At 41.1% G+C, this 19513-nt stretch carries 25 protein-coding genes; 1 reads left to right on the top strand and 24 read right to left on the bottom strand.

The genetic code is table 11. The features are described 5' to 3' along the window. From dxs to B7E06_RS10125, 22 genes are all read right to left on the bottom strand, one after another. On the bottom strand, positions 1-1890 hold the full coding sequence (gene dxs / locus B7E06_RS10230; protein ID WP_082233885.1) for a 1-deoxy-D-xylulose-5-phosphate synthase: 1890 nt from the start codon (positions 1888-1890) through the stop codon (positions 1-3). 17 nt (positions 1891-1907) lie between these two features. Then, positions 1908-2507, bottom strand: coding sequence for a hypothetical protein (locus B7E06_RS10225; RefSeq protein WP_082233884.1), 600 nt, complete (start codon positions 2505-2507; stop codon positions 1908-1910). 700 nt (positions 2508-3207) lie between these two features. Beyond that, positions 3208-4089, bottom strand: a complete 882-nt coding sequence (locus tag B7E06_RS10220; protein WP_342743626.1) for a polyprenyl synthetase family protein — start codon at positions 4087-4089, stop codon at positions 3208-3210. Further along, positions 4089-4325 (bottom strand): exodeoxyribonuclease VII small subunit, encoded by a 237-nt coding sequence (locus B7E06_RS10215; protein ID WP_082233883.1) that lies wholly within the window; start codon positions 4323-4325, stop codon positions 4089-4091. The genes B7E06_RS10220 and B7E06_RS10215 overlap by 1 nt, the downstream gene beginning before the upstream one ends. Further along, positions 4322-5668 (bottom strand): exodeoxyribonuclease VII large subunit, encoded by a 1347-nt coding sequence (gene xseA / locus B7E06_RS10210; RefSeq protein ID WP_082233882.1) that lies wholly within the window; start codon positions 5666-5668, stop codon positions 4322-4324. Before xseA ends, B7E06_RS10215 begins: the two co-directional genes overlap by 4 nt. Positions 5669-5680: 12 nt before the next feature. Further along, positions 5681-6532, bottom strand: coding sequence for a bifunctional methylenetetrahydrofolate dehydrogenase/methenyltetrahydrofolate cyclohydrolase FolD (gene folD / locus B7E06_RS10205; RefSeq protein ID WP_082233881.1), 852 nt, complete (start codon positions 6530-6532; stop codon positions 5681-5683). A 25-nt stretch (positions 6533-6557) separates the two neighbouring features. Beyond that, entirely contained in the window at positions 6558-6938 is a 381-nt protein-coding gene (nusB, locus tag B7E06_RS10200) for a transcription antitermination factor NusB (protein WP_082233880.1), read from the bottom strand. Between the two features lie 110 nt (positions 6939-7048). Beyond that, positions 7049-7450 carry an Asp23/Gls24 family envelope stress response protein gene (locus B7E06_RS10195; RefSeq protein ID WP_082233879.1) on the bottom strand — a complete coding sequence of 134 codons (402 nt, stop codon included), beginning with the start codon at positions 7448-7450 and terminating at the stop codon, positions 7049-7051. Positions 7451-7457: 7 nt separating this feature from the next. Next, the gene (accC, locus tag B7E06_RS10190) at positions 7458-8825 is read right to left on the bottom strand and encodes an acetyl-CoA carboxylase biotin carboxylase subunit (protein WP_082233878.1); all 1368 of its coding nucleotides are present in this window, start codon (positions 8823-8825) and stop codon (positions 7458-7460) included. A 15-nt stretch (positions 8826-8840) separates the two neighbouring features. After that, positions 8841-9341, bottom strand: coding sequence for an acetyl-CoA carboxylase biotin carboxyl carrier protein (gene accB / locus B7E06_RS10185; protein WP_082233877.1), 501 nt, complete (start codon positions 9339-9341; stop codon positions 8841-8843). A gap of 147 nt (positions 9342-9488) precedes the next feature. Next, positions 9489-10019, bottom strand: a complete 531-nt coding sequence (locus B7E06_RS10180; protein ID WP_082233876.1) for a SpoIIIAH-like family protein — start codon at positions 10017-10019, stop codon at positions 9489-9491. Between the two features lie 12 nt (positions 10020-10031). After that, positions 10032-10643: a stage III sporulation protein AG gene (spoIIIAG, locus tag B7E06_RS10175; protein ID WP_082233875.1), complete on the bottom strand. Its 612-nt coding sequence runs from the start codon at positions 10641-10643 to the stop codon at positions 10032-10034. Beyond that, positions 10636-11238, bottom strand: coding sequence for a stage III sporulation protein AF (gene spoIIIAF, locus B7E06_RS10170; RefSeq protein ID WP_082233874.1), 603 nt, complete (start codon positions 11236-11238; stop codon positions 10636-10638). Before spoIIIAF ends, spoIIIAG begins: the two co-directional genes overlap by 8 nt. Before the next feature lie 10 nt (positions 11239-11248). Beyond that, positions 11249-12406: a stage III sporulation protein AE gene (spoIIIAE, locus tag B7E06_RS10165; RefSeq protein WP_082233873.1), complete on the bottom strand. Its 1158-nt coding sequence runs from the start codon at positions 12404-12406 to the stop codon at positions 11249-11251. 17 nt (positions 12407-12423) lie between these two features. Next, entirely contained in the window at positions 12424-12822 is a 399-nt protein-coding gene (gene spoIIIAD / locus B7E06_RS10160) for a stage III sporulation protein AD (RefSeq protein ID WP_082233872.1), read from the bottom strand. 6 nt (positions 12823-12828) lie between these two features. Then, positions 12829-13035, bottom strand: a complete 207-nt coding sequence (gene spoIIIAC, locus B7E06_RS10155) for a stage III sporulation protein AC (protein ID WP_082233871.1) — start codon at positions 13033-13035, stop codon at positions 12829-12831. Between the two features lie 18 nt (positions 13036-13053). Further along, on the bottom strand, positions 13054-13563 hold the full coding sequence (spoIIIAB, locus tag B7E06_RS10150) for a stage III sporulation protein SpoIIIAB (protein ID WP_082233870.1): 510 nt from the start codon (positions 13561-13563) through the stop codon (positions 13054-13056). After that, complete coding sequence (gene spoIIIAA, locus B7E06_RS10145) at positions 13508-14485, bottom strand: stage III sporulation protein AA (RefSeq protein ID WP_082233869.1); 978 nt, start codon at positions 14483-14485, stop codon at positions 13508-13510. The genes spoIIIAB and spoIIIAA overlap by 56 nt, the downstream gene beginning before the upstream one ends. Before the next feature lie 122 nt (positions 14486-14607). Next, the gene (efp, locus tag B7E06_RS10140) at positions 14608-15165 is read right to left on the bottom strand and encodes an elongation factor P (protein WP_082233868.1); all 558 of its coding nucleotides are present in this window, start codon (positions 15163-15165) and stop codon (positions 14608-14610) included. A gap of 14 nt (positions 15166-15179) precedes the next feature. After that, positions 15180-16241 (bottom strand): M24 family metallopeptidase, encoded by a 1062-nt coding sequence (locus B7E06_RS10135; RefSeq protein WP_082233867.1) that lies wholly within the window; start codon positions 16239-16241, stop codon positions 15180-15182. A gap of 2 nt (positions 16242-16243) precedes the next feature. Next, positions 16244-16696: a type II 3-dehydroquinate dehydratase gene (aroQ, locus tag B7E06_RS10130; protein ID WP_082233866.1), complete on the bottom strand. Its 453-nt coding sequence runs from the start codon at positions 16694-16696 to the stop codon at positions 16244-16246. 69 nt (positions 16697-16765) lie between these two features. Next, entirely contained in the window at positions 16766-17257 is a 492-nt protein-coding gene (locus B7E06_RS10125) for a YqhR family membrane protein (RefSeq protein ID WP_082233865.1), read from the bottom strand. A gap of 343 nt (positions 17258-17600) precedes the next feature. Here B7E06_RS10125 and B7E06_RS10120 point away from each other — a divergent pair, with 343 nt between their 5' ends. Next, a complete protein-coding gene (locus B7E06_RS10120) occupies positions 17601-18005 on the top strand; it encodes an SA1362 family protein (protein ID WP_082233864.1) in 405 nt (134 codons plus the stop codon). An 18-nt stretch (positions 18006-18023) separates the two neighbouring features. On the opposite strand, the gene B7E06_RS10115 is transcribed toward B7E06_RS10120, so the two are convergent. Both B7E06_RS10115 and mntR read right to left on the bottom strand, forming a co-directional pair. After that, positions 18024-18917 (bottom strand): patatin-like phospholipase family protein, encoded by an 894-nt coding sequence (locus B7E06_RS10115; RefSeq protein ID WP_342743625.1) that lies wholly within the window; start codon positions 18915-18917, stop codon positions 18024-18026. 78 nt (positions 18918-18995) lie between these two features. Next, positions 18996-19415, bottom strand: a complete 420-nt coding sequence (mntR, locus tag B7E06_RS10110; RefSeq protein WP_082233862.1) for a transcriptional regulator MntR — start codon at positions 19413-19415, stop codon at positions 18996-18998. Positions 19416-19513: the final 98 nt, after the last annotated feature.

Here is a 19513-nt window from a genome sequence, read left to right as displayed (position 1 = left end):
CTATGCCCTCTGCTGTTTCATCATTGTCATATTTTTAATTTCTTTTACCACGGTATCTTCGGTTAGCCCGATTTCTTCAAGAAGCTTGTCTACGGTTCCGTGCTCAATAAACCGATCAGGAATCCCAAGGCGCTTCACGATTGAAATATAGTTGTGGTCAGATTTAAATTCTAAAATACTTGAACCAAATCCTCCTTGCAGCACGGCTTCTTCGATCGTCAGCACGGGAAGGCTTTCTTTCATAATATCGTGCAGCATTGCCTCATCCATTGGTTTAATAAATCTTGCATTCACTACGCGTACAGAATACCCCTCTTTGCTTAATTGCTCACTGGCTTTTAAAGCTAGAGAAATCGTTGTCCCGAAAGTTAAAATGACTGCATCTGTGCCTTCTCTTAGTACTTCCCAGCTTCCGATAGGAATTGGAGAAAGCTTATCATCCATTTTCACACCAAGGCCGTTTCCACGTGGATAACGAATGGCTATCGGACCATCATCATAATGAACGGCTGTATGAACCATATTCTGGCCTTCATTTTCATCTTTAGGCATCATAAGAACGATGTTTGGTACGGAGCGTAGAAACGCTACATCAAATACACCCTGGTGTGTTTCTCCGTCTGCCCCAACTAATCCCGCACGGTCAATGCCAAACATTACGTTTAAATTTTGTCGTGCTACATCGTGAATGACCTGATCATACCCACGCTGTAAAAATGTTGAATATATTGCCAGAAAAGGTTTCATCCCCTGTGTAGCAAGTCCAGCCGACATCGTAGTAGCATGCTGTTCAGCTATCCCGACATCAAACAGCCTTGATGGAAACTCTTTTTGAAACTTTTCCAGTTTGGAGCCAAGCACCATTGCAGGCGTCACCGCCACTATTCTTTTATCTTTGCGGGCTTCTTTTCTTAGCGTTTCACTGATAACCTCACTCCACGCGGGTGGTGCTTCAGCTGATTTAATTTTTTCACCTGATTCAATTTTATAAGGACCTACTCCGTGCCATTTGTCTTTCAGGTCGGATTCTGCTGGGTGATACCCTTTTCCTTTCTGAGTAATCACATGAATGATAACAGGTCCTTCTGTTTTCTTAGCATAATTCAAATTCTCTAATAGATCATTATAATCATGCCCGTCTACGGGTCCATAATAAGTAAAACCCAGCTCTTCAAAAAACATGCCGGGAACTACAAAGTACTTCATACTGTCTTTTAATCGTTCTGCCGCCTGTGCCAGCTTGCCGCCGACCGCAGGAATTCGTTTAAGGAGCCATTCTAAATCGTCTTTGGCCCTGTGATACTTTCCAGCGCTCCTCATCCGGCCAAGGGCTCCGTGAAGCGCACCAACATTACGTGCTATAGACATTTCGTTATCGTTTAAGATAACGGTTACATTTTTTTTCTCATCCCCGATATGGTTGAGAGCTTCAAGCGCCATTCCGCCTGTAAGCGCTCCATCTCCAATGATTGGAATAATGGAATGCTTCTCATCATTTAAGTCTCTTGCAATTGCCATACCCATTGCTGCTGACAGCGATGTGGAGCTATGGCCTGTTTCCCAAATATCATGATCGCTCTCATTACGTTTAGGAAAGCCGCACAGTCCTTTATACTTTCTCAGTGTATCAAACTTTTCTGCACGCCCTGTTAAAATCTTATGGATATAAGATTGATGACCCACATCAAATAAAAAACGATCCTTAGGGCTTTCATATACTTTATGAAGGGCAAGTGTCAGTTCGACAACTCCCAGGTTTGCTCCTAAATGTCCGCCGGTAGCGGAAAGGTTTTCAATAAGAAACTTTCGCACATCATTAGATAACTCTTTTAACTGATCAATTGACATATCCTTAAGAAAAGAAGGATCTTTAATTTTATACAGATCCATAAATGGACCCCCTTATATTATCGTGTTTTTCGTGTGGATTTGGTTGAAACCGATAAAATTCTTATCTTTAAATTAGATTCAATCCACGCAATTACACGTGCTGTTGCAAATATTATTTTTGTTGAAGAATGAATCGCAAAAAACTTCCCTACGGCCTTACCCCCAACAGTGAGAGCGGCCACTATACTTGTGAGTAATACGGATAAAGTGATCTGAACGCCGGATCCATCAGATGACCCTAAAGCATTAGCTAATTGAATAACGACAACAGCAGACGCCGTCCCACTTACTATACCAGAAATATCCCCTATTACGTCATTACAAAAACTTGCAAATCTGTCCGCGTTTCGAACGATGATAATCGCTTCTTTGGCACCTGGGATCTTTTCTGCGGCCATAGCATGAAAAGGCGGTTCGTCTGCAGCTGTTGCTGCTATCCCTAGCATATCAAAAACAACACCTGTCAATACAATGATAAATACAATGATCAGGCCGATGCCCCAGGCTACACCACTCATTACCGAGTTTGACACAATTGAAAAAATAGCCGCTAACACAAAAGTGATAACGGCAATACTCACACTGAATTTAATTGATCTTTTTAAATTATTATTCATTCATTACCTCAATTTAATAAATAGTATGTAGGAAAGGAATGGTCATAAATAAGGTAAAAATTACGGCTTAGGTCTAGTAGGTTTTCCCATTTGGATACCGAGCGTCACCACTCTGGCGGTTCCCCTTTAAATCCAAATCAGCTCCGTTTCCGCAAGCTGGACTAGATTACCACTCAGTCCGTACTATAATTCCTTAGTTATGTGCTATGAACAGTCTAGGGGATTTCCCCAACAGTCTTTGGCCGTTCCTTAGCCTCTTTTGCAGTCCTGATTTCATATAGTATACAAAATCCATTTTTCAGTGGCCATCTGAATTATGAATTGTTCATGACTATAATCCCCTCAATAACCACTCAAGGCAGGCTACGCTACTTTTACAGGTCCCCCCGTAAAATGTAGGTTCATACCCCATTTCATAAGAGTCTCTGGCAAGAGGATCTCTTACAAAGATGGGCCTCCGCGGAAGCTGGGTCAACGCCCACATGCCTTTGTGGATCGCCCTGCAACCTTAACTCCCAGCACCGACCCAAGGCTGGGCGCCTCAAGCCGGCACAAGGAACTTCATCGATGTGCCCTTCGGCGGATTTTTAGGCCCGCCTTCGGGAACGGAGGACCGACTAGAATACTGCACCATTCCTTTTGTAAATATAATATAACATAAATCACTTCAAGTGCTCAATTAATAAAGTATTCTCATAAATCAGTTGCTTCTCTGACTTAAATAATCTATAAGTTCAGAGAGAAGTGAGTCTTCCACAGCTGCATTTTGTAAAGCCTGCTTGGCAATATGAACATAGCGCTCCTTCTGTTCAACAGCCCCATCCAGCCCGAGCAGTTTAGGATATGTGCTCTTCTTATTGGAAACATCACTTCCGACCGGTTTTCCAATCGCCTCTGCATCCCCAGTTACATCCAAAATATCGTCCTGAATTTGAAAAATAAGCCCGAGTGCTTTTGCCATCTTCAGCATTTCAGTACGTTCTTGTTCAACCGCACCACCTAAATAGCTGCCGGCAAGTACGGCGAACCTCAAAAGCTGTCCTGTTTTATTATTATGAACATATTCGAGTTCTTCAAGACTGATCCTGCTATTTTCACTTTCCATATCAAGCATCTGGCCGTTAACCATACCTTTAGGTCCACTGGCCCTTGAAAGTTGATTTATTAAATATACCTTTTCACGATCGGAGAGCAGAGGATCATCAGAAAGAACTTGAAAACTCAAAGTAAGCAGAGCATCTCCTGCTAAAATCGCAGTTGCTTCATCAAACTTTTTGTGGTTTGTCGGCAGGCCTCTTCTCAAGTCATCGTCATCCATTGCTGGCAGATCATCATGAATAAGGGAATAAGTATGGATCATTTCTAAAGCACACGCCGTCGATATCCCTTTGGCTATGTCTTCATCAAAAGCTTCCAGGCCGGCAAGAACAAGAATAGGCCGAAGCCTCTTTCCACCAGCTCTAATGGAGTAAAGCATCGCTTCCCTAAGACGACCTTCTCTTGTATATTCCTGAATATACATCTCGAGGTAGTCATTAATAAGGATTTTATTCTTCTCCACAAACTTTTCTAACGATCCCACTACTCCTCCTCCTGAACATCGAACGGTTCAAACTCACCATGTTCATTTAATATTTGCTGCATTTGTTTCTCTACACTTCCCAGCTTTTCGTTACATAATTTGGAAAGCTTCATACCCTCCTGATAATACTGGATCGCTTTTTCTAGAGGAACTTCACCAGTTTCCAGTTTCTGTACAATATCTTCGAGCTGCTTCATCGCTTCCTCAAAGTTCAGCTCTTTTGTTTCCTCACTCATTCGCTTTCCTCCTCTGTTCTATCAACCTTTGAGTAGATCATGCCGTTTCTTACCTTTACTTTTAATACGTCATCTTGCTGAACTTTATGGATATCGTTGACCACTTGGTCCTCACTTGTATAAGGAATGGCATACCCTCTCTTTATAGTATCCAGCGGATTTAATAGCGAAAGCTTCTCCAAGTGTTTATAAAACTGTTCTTTTCCGCCTGATAAAACGGCATCAAAATTGGATTGCAGCTGCTTTGTCGTATTTTTTACGGCTTTACGATTTGTTTCAATTTCTCCTGCTGGATGCTGCTGACGTAATCGATTTTGAAGGTAGGATAGTTTTTCCGAGTAAGACTTCTGCACCTGTGCTGTGCGATTATTTAAATGCTCAATAATTCTGTCAAGATCTTGTTCTTTCTGCCTCAACAGCTGTTCGGGGTACTTAAAGGCATAGGATCTCCTTAACCGGTTTAGTCTTTTGCTTCCATCGGAATGTAAAACATTCATGCTGCGACTGAGCCTGCTTGTTAAGTTATTAATCTGCTCATGTACCTCTACTAAAGAAGGCACAGCTATCTCAGCCGCTCCCGTAGGCGTTGCTGCACGAATATCAGCTGCAAAATCACTAATTGTTGTATCTGTCTCATGGCCGACAGCTGAAATAATGGGGATTTTTGACTGTTCAATTGCTCTTGCCACCATTTCCTCATTAAATCCCCATAAATCCTCAATTGATCCTCCACCACGGCCGACGATTAGCACATCGCAGTCAATATGGCGGTTCACATAGTCAATGGCTTTAGAGACAGATGAAGCCGCCATTTTCCCCTGAACAACTACAGGAAAAATAGAGACCTTAACTATTGGATATCTACGTTTAATTGTCGTTAATATATCGCGGATAGCGGCCCCAGTGGGAGAAGTGATCACACCGATGTGCTTAGGAAAAGATGGAATCCTTTTTTTCTTTTCAATAGCGAAGATTCCTTCTTGTTCCAGTTTATTTTTAAGCTGTTCAAAGGCTAAATATAATTCTCCAATCCCATCAGGCTGCATTTCCTGTATGTAGAGCTGATAGCTTCCCATCGGCTCATAAACATTAATTTCTCCCCGTATCAGTACATTCATTCCATTTTCAGGAACGAATTTTAAGAAACGGTTATTTCCCGCAAACATAACGGCTTGAATCCTTGACTGCTCATCTTTTAAAGTTAAATACATATGCCCGCGGCTGTGACGTTTGAAATTGGAAACTTCTCCTCTCAGCCATACTTCTTTTAAATGCGGGTCATGTGATAATTTTCTTTTAATATATTTTGTTAATGCGGTCACCGTTAAATATCGATCATTCACGTGAATTTCCCCTTATTTTTGATGAATCCACTTAGCCGCTTTAATGGTGTTATGAAGAAGCATAGTAATCGTCATCGGTCCTACACCTTTAGGAACCGGAGTAATGTGGGAAGCTTTTTCTGAAGCAGATTCAAAATCCACGTCACCTGTCAGCTTTCCATCCACACGGTTTACACCAACATCAATAACAACTGTTCCTTCAGAAATATCTTCTCCTGTTATTAATTGAGCTTTTCCGGCGGCCACAATAAGAATATCTGCCTGTTTCGTATGGGCTCTCAAATCCTTTGTCCGTGAATGACAGTAAGTAACTGTGGCATTTTCATTTAATAGAAGCTGTCCTACCGGCTTGCCTACAAGGTTACTGCGGCCAATGATAACTACGTGCTTACCTTCTATTGTTATATTGGCACGCTGGAGCATTACAACAATGCCATATGGTGTACAAGGATAAAATGTTTCCTGACCGGTCATCAGCTTTCCTACATTTATTGGATGAAAGCCGTCCACATCTTTTGTCGGATCTATTGCTTCAATTACCTTCTGTTCATCAATTTGCTTCGGAAGCGGAAGCTGAACGAGAATTCCATGGACAGTAGAATCTTCATTGAGTTCACTTATAATTTTTAGAAGTTTCTCTTCGGTTGTGTCCGCAGGCAATTCAAGCAGGTCTGAATCCATCCCAATATTTTCGGAAGCTCTCTGCTTACCTTTTACATAAGACATAGAAGCTGGGTCTTCTCCCACAATAACAACTGTTAATTTGGGATTAATTCCATTCTCTGCCAGCTGACTAACTTCTTCTTTCATTTCCTGACGTAGCCGCTGGGCCAATTCTTTTCCATAAATTACTTCTGCACTCATCGCTCATCTTCCCCTCTATGCTGGTTTACTTAGTCATTTTAGATAGAACACCATTAATGAATTTGCCGGATTGTTCTTCTCCGAATACCTTGGCCAATTCTACGGCTTCATTAATAGCTATTTGTGGAGGTACTTCCTCCTGATAAAGCAATTCATAAGCGGCCATTCGAAGCAGAGTTTTTTCCACTCTTGCTAAACGAGAAAATGACCACCTCTCTAGATTCTTTTCAATAGCAGCATCAATATCGGCCAAATACTGATTCACACCATAAACGAGCTCGTTCAGGAATTTATCTTCCTGATCCTCCTCTGTTACGTGTTCTATTGCCTCCTGTGCTGAAATTTCGTGAGAATCCATTTGAAACAAAGCTTGAAAAGCTTTTTCTCTTGCTAAACGTCGTTTCATCTATATTGCTCCTTTAAAGGTCATATCCGTTAGAATCATAACATTTTCATTTATAAAATGCTATAAACCGACAAAAGACCAGCTAAGGTAATCCCTGCTGGCCTTTCTTTTTACTTTTCTTCTTCTAATTCGCTTTCATCCCTTGTTTCCATCTGAACACCGACTACATGAACATTAATTTCTTTTATCTCTAAAGCTGTCATGTTTTTTAAAGCCTGTCTCGTATTATCTTGAATCTTTTTAGCAGTTTCAGGAATAGAAATACCATAATCCATAACGACAAAAGCGTCTATGGTAATTCCTTCTGCATCCAATTCTACTTTTACACCTTTACCATGACTTTTTTTTCCTAAGCGTTCTACTACTCCTGTGGCAAAATTCCCGCGCATGGATGCAACACCGGCTACTTCAGATACTGCGATTCCCGCAATTACTTCAATGACCTCAGGTGCAATTTCTACATTACCTAAAGCTGAGCTTTCTGTAACTTTCAGCAACTGTTTTTCATCCATTGGTCGACTACTCCTCTCCTGTTTCGTCACTCATTACGCTATAGGTCTCAAGAAATTTTGTATTAAAATCCCCGCCGACAAATACTTCGTGCTCCATCATACGCTGATGGAAAGGAATCGTCGTATGAACCCCTTCGATTACAAACTCATCTAGCGCGCGCTTCATTCTTTGGATGGCTTCCCGACGATCACGGCCATACGTAATTAATTTAGCAACCATGGAATCATAATAAGGCGGAATCATATAGCCAGGATATGCAGCAGAATCGACGCGAACGCCTAATCCTCCAGGCGGAAGGTACATATCAATCTTTCCGGCAGAAGGCATAAAGTTTTTAAATGGATTCTCGGCATTAATTCGGCATTCAATCGCCCAGCCTTCAAACTCAATGTCCTCTTGTTCAAAAGAAAGCTTCTCATCGTTTGCGACTTTCAGCTGTTCTTTAATCAAGTCGACACCCGTTACCATCTCAGTTACAGGATGCTCTACTTGGATACGAGTATTCATTTCCATAAAGTAGAACTTCTGTTCATTTTGATCAAATATAAATTCTACTGTACCTGCGCCCGAATAATTTACAGCCAAAGCAGCTTTAACGGCTGCATCTCCCATTTCTTCACGGATTCCCGGAGTTACTGCAGGCGATGGAGTTTCCTCGATAAGCTTCTGAAGGCGACGCTGAACCGAACAATCACGCTCTCCTAAGTGAACGGCATTGCCATGATTGTCGGCAAGCACTTGGATCTCGACATGGCGGAAGTCTTCAATGTACTTCTCAATATAAACTCCTGGATTTCCGAAAGCTGTCTCTGCCTCCTGCTGCGTCATGTTAATGCCTCTAACAAGATCTTCTTCTGTACGCGCAACTCGGATTCCTTTTCCGCCGCCGCCTGCTGTTGCTTTAATAATAACAGGGTAGCCTATTTCTTCAGCTACTTTTTTTCCTGCCTCAATGTTTTCAATAATACCTTTAGAACCTGGTACAACAGGAACTCCTGCTTCTCTCATTGTTTCCCTTGCAACATCTTTTGTCCCCATTTTTTGAATGGCGTATGAAGAAGGACCTACGAAAGTAATATTACACTCCTCGCACATTTCAGCAAATTCTGCATTCTCTGATAAGAATCCATAACCTGGATGAATGGCATCCGTTTCAGTTAATGTTGCCAGGCTCATGATATTTGTATAATTTAAGTAGCTGTCTTTGCTTAAAGTAGGACCCACACAGTATGCTTCATCCGCTATCTGGACATGAAGGGCTTCACGATCTGCTTCTGAGTAAATCGCTACTGTTTCTATCCCCATTTCCTTACAGGCACGAATAATACGAACTGCGATTTCGCCCCTGTTCGCAACTAACACTTTCTTAATCATTTTTCCACTCCCCACTTACGCCGTCTTTACTCTAAATAACGGCTGTCCATATTCTACTAGCTCTCCATCATTCACTAAAATCTCTACAATTTCTCCAGAGACTTCAGCTTCAATTTCATTAAACAGCTTCATGGCTTCAACAATACAGACGACAGACTCCTGTTTCACTTGATCGCCTACTTTTACATAAGCATCCTGGTCAGGAGATGGAGATTTATAAAACGTTCCAACCATCGGTGACGTAATTTCTTTATCATAGTCGGCAGATGCGGATTTGTCTTCTGGTTTGCTCTCTTCTTTTGGAGCAGGCTTTTCAGATGTTTCTTGTGCTGGCTGCTGTACTGGTTCCGCCTGGGGCTTAGGCTGCTCCTGAACAGCGGGTGCCGCTTCCGTCACTACAGCTCCATTACTTTTCTTCATGCAAACTTTAGTTCCATTTGATTCATATGAAAACTCATCAATTTGCGATTGATCAATTAACTTTATTAATTCACGTATTTCCTGGACTTTTAACATTCTTGTCCACTCCTTTATGTATAATAATTTCATAGCTGGTACTAAAAACTCCTTTTAACATTTTACGATACATTTGCACATTACTCAACTCTGCTTGAATGATGACCAAAACAAAAACCCTTAACGATACCGTTAAGGGCTTACATATTAGTTCTCCGGCTGAAATTTTACTTCTACTCTTGTAGGACCAAATTCATCGGAAACCATTTGCATAATCTCTCTAGTTTCTTCTTTAGTAAGCTCGTTCGCCTTAATGGTTACTTGAATGACGTCTTCTTCAGCTCTTACTAAGACATCATCATAAGGAACACTGGCCCGGATTGTATTTTCAAGTACAGATTCTTTGGATGCTGTTGCCTGTATGACTTCCATCTCTTCCATTGCTTCATTCTTTTCATCTGCAGAGAAATCACTGGAAGCTACTATTTCTGAGAGCTGCTCTGTTTTCTGATCTCGTTCATTCTGTTTCTCCAATCGGATAGAAGCAAACAACTCTTCTGTGGAAACATCTGAAGTTACCGCATTCTCTGCTTCATTTCCTTCCGCTTCTTCTTCGAGCCACTGATCATCCTGAATGAAAGCCATCTCTCCATTATCGGGGGAAGTCATATAATACACGCTTAATACAATCAATAAACTCAGCATTGTTAACAGCCAAACTGTTTGTTTTTTTACCAAGAGAATCCCTCCCTATTGTTTAGGCAACACTGAAACCCTATGACTAGGAACATCTAAAACGCGGGATACCGCTTCTACAACCCATTCCTTAACTTTCATATTATCCACCCCTTTGGCGGTTACGAACACTCCGCTGACCGGCGGTTTATTAGTTTTCGTAAGCAATGGAACTTCACGGTCACCCTGGCGGATAAGTACTAGCTGCTGTTCCTTTGAATAATCTTCAATTTCTCTTTCCCCTCCATTCTTATCTGTTTCTTTTGTTGTCTGCTTGCCAATTATTAAGTTTTTGTCAAACACTTTCTCTTCGGTTGCTGCCAGATTGATCATCAACTCCACTTCACTGACACCCTTAATATTTTCAAGCAGGGGAGTCAGTTGTGTCTCATACTCTTTTTCTAAATCTGCTGTCGTCAAGCCTGGTGAATCCGCACTGCTTTCAGCCGCCTGTTTTTCAGCAGGGGGCGCAGGTTGAGCCGCCTGATCTGGTGACTGAAACATGTTGCTCAGCAAAATAAACAAGACCCCAACCAAGCCAACGATGATGAAATATTTTCTTTTATTTAATCTTTGACCTTCTCCTGATGATAGTAGGCCTAAGAGTTTATTCCACCATTTACTCATGATCTTCCTCCCACCGAATTTCGATTTGCTGCTTATTCAACCCAAGGTTGCCGGCAACTAAATTCTTTATGTTTTCTTCATTCGGATGATTCATGCCATGGGTACTCTCGTCACTTGCCGTAATGACAACATCTTCCACCAGACTTTTCTCTTCATTAGAAGACAAAGTAAGTGTCAGCTTGTCCAGAGAATCCAGGCTGTACGGCTCTGATGAAAATTCAAACTCTACCGTTTCTATGGCCGCCCGTTCTGCTTCCAGCGGGCTTTTAAGCTGGCTGACAACCGCTTCCTCCACTTGTTGTAATGTATATGCATCTTGTCCACGCATTATTTCATTTTTCTTTTCTTCTATTTCTTTTGTTAACTGTTCTGTTTCAAAGTTGGCGTTCATCTGCTCGTTGACTGCTTGGACAATCTGATGAGGATTAACTTTCAATAATTGAAGCAGAGGATCAATAATAATTAATAAAAGCAAAATAGCTAAAACCAATCGGGCATACTTCTTCATCAGCCCGGAAGGAAGTAAGGTGTCAGCAAGCATAGCCAGCAGCAAGTAAAGAACAATTTGTGTTATCCATTCTGTGAACATCTGCATCCTATCACCCTTATCGAACCATCATTGTAATGTTACTCGCAGCTACAAGAATGACAATTACTAGAAAAAACATCATTGAGACCATGAGCAGGGCTGCAAATATATACATCATGTGCCGGCTGACAATTACCATGGCTGAAACGATTGGTCCATCGCCAATCGGCTGGAGAATGGCTGCTGCAAATTTATATACTAAAGCTAGAGCAAAGATTTTAATTGCAGGAAAGAGAGCAATTCCAAGCAGGATCACAACACCTGCAAGTCCTACAGTATTCTTAAGCAATAGTGACGCTCCTAGAATCGTATCGGTGGCGTCGGTAAACAGTCTGCCGACAACAGGAACAAAGTTGCCTGTCACAAATCGGGCTGTTTTCATCGTTACACCATCCTGGACCGCAGTAACCGTCCCCTGTACCGAAATAACTCCAAGAAACAGAGTCAGGTAAGCCCCCATGATCGCCATGCCTGACTTTCTTAACAGCTCTGCCAGCTGATCGACTTTAAAAGCAGTATTTAGACTACCCACAACCATAAGCAGGGCTGAGGATGCGAATAAAGGAATGAGCAAGTACTTAACGAGCAGACCACTGGATTGAACAAGCGCAACAATAATGGGGTGAAAAAAAGAAATAGACATCAGGTTGCTGAAAGAAGCCATAATTCCCAGTAATAACGGCAGCAGTCCAATCATAAAGCTGCTCATTTGTTCAATAGTCCCTGTCGTAAACTGAATAACTTGTCCAAAACTTTCCAGTGCCAGACCGATTAAGACAATATAGATGATCATATAAGCAATTTTACTTACTACTGTGTTTTCAAAAGATGACTGTATCGCATTCAGCAGGGCACTGAACATCGTTAAAAAGAGAAGAGATCCTAATAACTTGCCATTAGCAAGCAGTTCATGAAATAGAAATTTAATGATTCCTTCAATCCACCCTGATGTTGGATTTCCATTTTCACTCCACTCTGAGATCTCTTCAAATGAAATGGAAGGCATGTATTCTCCGTATTGTTCATGAAGATTATCATAGTTTTTCTCAAGTTCTTCGGTTGAAATGTAGTCATTCAGTGTGCGTATATTTTCTTCTGCAGGAGAAGCAAATATTATCGTCGGGCTAATAAGAACAGCTGCGAACATAAGAGCTAAACAAATTAAATGTTTCATATCGTACCTCTCAATCTTCACCCTGCGGCAACAGGTATAAAGTCAAGGATTGTTTCAATAAGAGCCGTTATAATTGGTATGGCCAGCATCAGGATGAATAATTTCCCTGCCAGCTCCACTTTCGATGCTAAAGCTGCCAGTCCCGCATCTCTTATGAGTTGTGCACCAAATTCGGTAATATAAGCAATTCCGATAATTTTAAGAATGGTTTTTAAATAAATAGATTCCACCTGTGCTTGTTCCGCTATATACTGAAGAAGCGAAAAGATATACTTTATATGTTCTAAGACCGAGATAAAAATTAACACGGTAGTAAAAATAAGCAGTAAAAAGGCGATCGATGATTTATGTTCCTTTAGCAGGATAATTAAGACAGTAGCTACAAGCCCTAATGAGACGATTTGAACGATATCCATAGACCGCTACCCCTGGTAAAGAAAGACTGACTTGATTTGTTGAAACAGATCAGCTAGTCTGTGCAGAACGATAAAGAGTACAATAATAAAGCCAGTCAATGTAACGACTTGGGCAATCTCTTCCTTACCCATTTGTTTTAAGATACTGTGGATCATTGCGACAATAATGCCTATACCAGCAATTTGAAACAGGATGGATGCGTCTTGCAGCACAACGTCCCCTCCCCCTTATCATATAAGTAGTATTACAACTAAAAGTCCGCTAAGCACGCCTATTCCTCTCGCCAGCCGCTGATGCTTCCCTGATACTTCAATCGCTTCGTTTAACTGTAAATCCAGATGATGGGAAGTAAGCTTGATTTGTTTCTGCTGCTGAATTAAATCGTGCTGTCCAAGCGTACTGCCAAACTGAATTAAGATGTCCATATCACTTTTTGTCATAGAATTCCAAAACCACTGCTTTCTTAATTCCGAAGCCCATAAACCTCCAAAATCTGTACAAGTTTCTCTTTCTCTTAAAAGTCCTGTAAAGAAATAGCAAATAGGTGATGGCAGGACTTTGGACATCTTTTCACATACTTCCCATAAGGAAGACTGGCTGTACACCATTTCAGCTTCTATCATCTGCAGTGCGCTTTTCCATTGCCTGATCTGTCCCGGCCGTTTTCTGAATTTTGCCGCTGTATCAAACCCTATCCACGTGGTAACGGTTAGAATGATGACGGCCCCTATCCATTCCATATCCTCTCTCCCCTTTTAATAGAGCCAGCTCCCTGCCATGTTCATCTAAAATCTGAATTCTGTTTTCACTATCGATTTTGAGACGGTCTAAAATGATATATCGGTCAAAAATCTTTTCCTGCATCATGTGACGAACTGATGGACGCTTTGCCACAGATTCAAGACTTGCCCCGTGGACACTGCAAATTACCTGTACTCCCGAATACACTGCTTCCTGAACAGCCTCTGCATCGGTTAATCCTCCCATTTCATCGACAATAATTATTTCAGGAGACATTGATCTGATCATCATCATCAGCCCTATTGCCTTAGGACAGCCGTCCATTACATCCGTTCTTTCCCCCACATTAAGCTGAGGGATGCCGTCCTGACAGGCGGCAATTTCAGAACGCTCGTCCACAATAGCAACCTTTTTAGATCCCGTTTCCCCCGCCTCTGTCCCTGCTACCCGCGCGAGTGTTCGAAGAATAGTAGTTTTCCCTGAGTGAGGAGGGCCGACAATTAGAGTGTTCAGCCACTGCCCGTCCTCTTGTAAAAAAGGCACCAGATTTCTTCCTGCTTCAAGGTGAGAACGGGCAATCCGGATATTCATGAAGGTAATATCTTTTAGGGTCGCTACCTTTCCTTTATCAAGGTTAGCTTTGCCGGCAAGCCCGACTCGATGGCCGCCCTGAATGGTAATAAATCCTTCTTTTACTTCTTCTTTAAATTTATACAAGGAGAAGTGGCTGACTTGATTTAAAACGTAGGTCATTTCGTTCATAGACAGCTCAGAGTGAGGAATGGATATAACCTTGTCTGCACTGATTACTTCAATTGATTTTAAAGCTCTAAGCCTGATTTCCTGAACGGTCTTCCAGCTTACATGGCGAGATAGAGTAGAATGGTAGGTTTTCGGAAATAGACGAATGACTTCTTCCATAGTAAAAGCTCCTTTTATCAATGCTTTAACCTATATGTATGTGAAAAACTATTAAATTATTCCCCTGTGGAAAGGAAGAAAAAAAGAGCAACCCGTGTAATAGGATTGCTCTTCTTATTAGACTAAGCTCTTGATACATATTTTCCGTCAGTTGTACTGATTAACAAGTTCTCTCCTTCATTAATAAAGAAAGGAACTTGAACCGTTAAGCCCGTCTCAAGCGTTGCCGGTTTAGTACCGCCGCTCGCTGTATCGCCTTTAATACCCGGTTCCGTTTCAACCACTTTTAATTCTACGTTTTTAGGAAGCTCTACACCGAGCGTTTCACCTTGGAATGTCTGTATTTGCACTTCCATGTTTTCTTTTAGATAGTTAAGCTGATCAGAAATTTGCGCTGCCGGAATTTCAACCTGCTCGTATGTGTTGGTATCCATAAACGCATGCATATCTCCTGAAGCATATAAATATTGCATTTTTCTATTATCGATATGTGCTTTTTCTACTTTTTCACCGCCGCGAAACGTTTTCTCCTGGATATTTCCGTTTCGCAGATTGCGGAGTTTGGAGCGTACGAATGCTGCACCTTTTCCCGGTTTCACGTGTTGAAACTCCAGGACCTGCCAAATGCCTCCGTCAACTTCAATGGTCAAGCCTGTCTTAAAATCGTTTACTGAAATCATTTAAATACCTCCTGTTATAAAGTAATGAGTTCTTTCGGCGCGAAACTTAATGTTTCACTTCCGTTTTTTGTAATGACGGCGTCATCTTCAATACGACAGCCGCCTACACCGGGTACATAGATGCCTGGCTCTACAGTTACTACCATTCCGGGCTCAAGTGCAACATCGGATCTAAACGACAGACCAGGTCCTTCATGTACGTCAAGGCCGATGCCGTGTCCTGTGGAATGACCAAAATAGTCTCCATAGCCTTTTTCTTTAATGTAATCTCTTGTTAGGGCATCTGCTTCTTTCCCTGTGATGCCTGCTTTCAAACCTTCCATACCTTTTAGCTGAGCGTTAAGAACTGTATCATAAATTTCTTTTAATTCAGTGCTGATTTCTCCAACCGCTACCGTCCGGGTAATATCGGAGCAGTACCCTTTATATAGGGCACCAAAATCCAGCGTAACAAGCTCTCCTCTTTGAATCTCTTTTTCAGAGGCTACACCATGGGGAAGGGCAGATCGATAACCGGAAGCAACAATAATATCAAAGCTGGAAGAGGTGGCTCCCTGCTTTCTCATAAAGAACTCCAATTCATTCGATACGTCGATTTCTTTTATCCCCGGCTTTATGTAATTTAAAATATGGTCAAAAGCATCGTCGGCAATCTTGACTGCATCCTTTAATATACTAAGCTCATCTTCGGACTTTATCAAGCGCAAATTCTCTATTAACCCAGCCGTAGGTACTAACTTTTCCGATAGACCGCTTTGAAGCCCTTCATATTGGCTGTATGTTAAGTGATCTTTTTCAAACCCCACTCTTTTGAGACCCTCTTCTTTAATGAAATTTATAATCGCTTCCTGAAGAGGAACTTTATGCTCAATAACTTCAAAGCCTTCTGCTTGCTCAGCAGCCTGTTCCATATAACGAAAATCAGTGATTAAAAGGGCTTTTTTCTGACTGATTAAGATTGCTCCGGCAGTTCCTGTAAAGTTAGATATATATCTTCTGTTTTTTTCACTTATTACAAGAAGGCCGTCCAGGTTGTTTTCTGTTAAAGACTGACGCAGTTTATCCAGTTTTGCCATTATTACATTCTCCCTTCACTTTCTATCTTTTGAATAAGGCCCATGGCAGCCAGCCAGTATCCATCTACCCCAAAACCTACAATCTGGCTAAGGCAGACGGGTGCGAGCATGGAATGATGACGAAATTCCTCCCGCTTATGAACATTGGAAATATGAACTTCAACTACCGGCGGATTTATCGCTGCTATAGCATCACGCAGGGCAATGCTTGTATGGGTGTACGCAGCAGGGTTAAAAATAATACCAGCCGCTTCATTATTTGCTTTCTGCAGGCGGTCAATCAAGTCCCCTTCATGATTGGACTGAAAATAATCCAATTCATACCCATGCTGTTCACAAACTTCTTTTACCATATCCACTACATCTTTAAGCGTAGCGCTGCCATAAGTCTCAGGTTCTCTCTGTCCTAACATATTCAAGTTAGGACCATTCAGCAATAGTAAACGCTTCCCCATGCATCCACCATCCTTACTCTGTTTTGATATGAATATTCTCTATTATTTTACCATACTATGGTTTTATCATCACTGAGGCAGTTGGTTGTATTCCCTATATTCATAAGAAATTGAATACCCTGTGAACACGCCATATAAAATAAACAGACAAATATTTGTGACATAGGAATCACTTGTCATTTCAGACCAGCTGGGAACTGCTGAAAAAACAGGATTCAAAGCTATAAAAACTACTACAAACAGTAACACTCCATAAATCACACCCGGCCAAATTCCTTTTTTCTTTTTTAATATTAAAAAATAGAGCAGGGCTACAAAAATAGACAGTAATCCAACGACGAGAATGGATAAAATTTCTGCGAGCAGAGAACCTGTCCAGTCTGTCTGCCAAAAAGAACGAAAAATAAATGTGGCAGCGGAAACCTGGGTAAAATGAAAATAGTAAAAGATACTCCCAAATGTACTCCAAATCAACCCGGCCACAAATCCTACCGTCAATGATTTGGCAAGAATGCTTTGCGGCGGCTCTGTCTGATCCTGCTGTCTTCGTTTGTCCGACATATTCATCACCTCAGTTTTATAGTTTCCCAAAACATAAAATTCATACTTTTAAAAGCTGCTTAAAGACTAGTGAAACAGTAACTTTTGGGGTAAAATATAAGTATCTTAAAAGACTTTAACGAAATATTTATAAGCGACAGAAAGTCCGATATTTTTTAGGGAATATTATTTAAAATATAGGTAAAAATGAAAACAGTTCTTTGTTATAAACTAAATTTAATAATTCAATTGGATTAAACTTGCAAAAACCTGTGATTTAATGATAGAAAATGCCCTTCAAGTGGTATAGGTATATGAAGAGGGAAATTTTTTAAAGGTAAACTTAATGAAGGAGGTTATATATATGTCAAGAAACTGGATGACACCATTGATCTATACCTTGATGACTCTGGCTTTGTTTTACATCGGACTCCAATTATTCACAAACACATCATCGTTTCTTTCATCAATCATCATGATGATTGGTATGGCTGTTCTAATTTACGGGGCCCTGTATTTCTTCATCCTTCGGCACCGAACAGGCGGCAGAGGCGGCAGCCGTAGTAATGAAATGAAAAAATATAAGCAAGCCGTTAAACAATCAAAACAGAAATACAAATCACCTAGTATAAAACCAGCGAAAGCCCAGCCATCACCAGCGAAGCCGTCAGTGATGAAAAATAAGAAACAGCGCAGGAAAAGTACAGCTAATCTCCGCGTAATTGAAGGTCAAAAAAATAATAAAAGAAAAGATCGAGCCTCTTTTTAATTTAGTGGCTCGATCTTTTTATTTGGTCCAGCGTTTTAAAAATAAAGCTGCGTGTTTTCTGCCTAATCCCAAAAGCTCCTGCTTTTGACTTTCACTTAAACAAAAATCTGTCGTCTGCACCCCTTTTACAGGAATAAAGATGACATCCCGGCTATTCGTCACTGATATATACCTATCGTCATGTGCTTGTTTCATCGTTCGAAACAGAGCGTGAAACATTTGAATTGCATTTTTTATTTTCTGCTCAGGAAGTTGATCAGGCGGATCGCTTAACTGCATTCCGATAATCGGTCTTTTTCTTCTTCCATGGTCATTTTCTAGCAGCCAGATTGGAAAATTGCTGAGTACTCCTCCATCTACAAGCAGAGACTTGCCCTTTTTTCCATGTAGTTTTACCGGCATAAAAAAATAGGGAAGGCTTGAACTTATTCTCACTGCTTTAGCTACTGAAAAAGTGTGTGGGTCAATTCCATATACTTCCTTTAAATCATCAGGAAGTACAACCATTCGTCCAAGTGTAAGATCGGAACAAATCACTTTCAAACTATCTTCCGGCAGGTGGGCAAAAGTCCGTATCCCTTTTTTAGAAAGCCACTTATCAATAAGCTGTTCAAGCATATTTCCTTTATAAAGCCCCATTCGGTAATAAAGGAACATCCATTTTGAAAAAGGCATAATTCGATCAGAGAGCGGCTGATCGATCACTCTTTCTAATGAAAGCTCCTCCATGATTTCTTTTAAGTCCTCTGCCTTATAGCCGGCAACGAGGAGACTGGCTATGATTGCCCCTGCCGACGTTCCTGCTACTCTCTTGAACTTATATCCGTTGGTCTCAAGCACTTCGAGTGCTCCAATAAACGCCAGAGCTTTAACTCCGCCACCAGAGAATACGCCATCTACGTTCACGCACATCCCCCCACGTTATATGTATAGAAAAGGATCTGTTCGTATAGAACTTGGCGTTAAAAAAAGACGCCCCAATGGCGCCTCTTACTCTTCATTCTTACGCTGAACTTCCCTCAGCTCTTTAACTCGTTCCTCATTCTCGTCAAAGTACTGTACTAAATCTCCAATTCGATCAATGGAGTCCCAGCTTAAATGATGCTCAATACCTTCAACATCTTCGTAAATTTTGTCTGCATCAACGCCAATTATTTCCAGAAACTGTTCAAGTAACTCATGACGGTAGACGAGGCGTTTGCCGATCTTCTTTCCTTTAGCGGTCAAAATTAATCCACGGTATTTTTCATAATTAAGATATTTATCACGATCAAGCTTCTGGACCATCTTAGTTACAGAAGACGGGTGAACTTGCAGGTTCTCTGCAATATCTGACACACGGGCGTATCCTTTATCCTCAATTAATATGTATATTTGTTCTATGTAATCTTCCATACTTGGCGTCGGCATGGTAAACCTCCAATACAGCTTTCGGTTAGTTTTCATGAAAATGATACACTAGTTTGTTGTTAAAAACAAGGAAGCGATTTGTCTTGCAAAAACCTGAG

It is taken from the genome of Halobacillus massiliensis, from assembly GCF_900166625.1.
Lineage (GTDB): Bacteria > Bacillota > Bacilli > Bacillales > Halobacillaceae > Halobacillus_A > Halobacillus_A massiliensis.
This window is presented reverse-complemented; position numbering and strand designations above follow the sequence as displayed.